The sequence below is a fragment of the Tolypothrix sp. VBCCA 56010 genome, from assembly GCF_050875635.1.
In the GTDB taxonomy this organism is placed as follows: domain Bacteria; phylum Cyanobacteriota; class Cyanobacteriia; order Cyanobacteriales; family Nostocaceae; genus Hassallia.
Map to the genome: position 1 here is coordinate 1 of NZ_JBPAOH010000412.1, position 614 is coordinate 614.

General features: G+C 53.4%; 1 protein-coding gene. It reads right to left on the minus strand.

The features are described 5' to 3' along the window. On the minus strand, positions 1 to 538 hold a 538-nt coding region (locus AABK37_RS41780), incomplete at its 3' end, for a phosphopantetheine-binding protein (RefSeq protein WP_432557241.1). Positions 539 to 614 lie beyond the last annotated feature (76 nt).

Here is a 614-nt window from a genome sequence, read left to right on the forward strand (position 1 = left end):
CCCCATCAACCTGTTGCTTTGCCTTTTGCAGCCCGGCTGAAGCACCCCGGTCGCCACCCCTTATATAATTACCCAGCGACTCGATCGTCTGGTGTACAAAAAAGTCCTTTACCTCAAGCCCAAAGCCGTAACGTTTGTTCAGCTCTCCGACAACACGAATCGCCCGGATCGAATCGCCTCCCCAACTGAAAAAATTCGACCGAACGCCCATCCCGGCACGGCCAAGCTTCTCGCTCCAAACTTCCAGTATCTGACGCTCCACCTCGTCCCGCGCTCCTATCTCACCCTGCGAATCCACACGCCGACGCTCCTGCGACAACTTGCCAACATCGATCTTGCCATGGGCCGTCAGTGGTATGCTTCCAACAGCAACCCACTCCGAGGGATGCATTTGAGAGGGTAAACTCTCTTCCACCTTTCGCCTCAGCAAATCCATGTCTAGACTGCCTTCTCCTTCTACATAACAAACCAGCTCCTTGTCTCCATCTACGCCTTCTTCCGCTTCAACTACAACGTTCCTAACTCCAGATTGCCCCAAAACATGATGTTCTATCTCTCCCTTCTCGATCCGGTAGCCCCGTATCTTGATCTGACGGTCCTTTCGACCTAGGTAC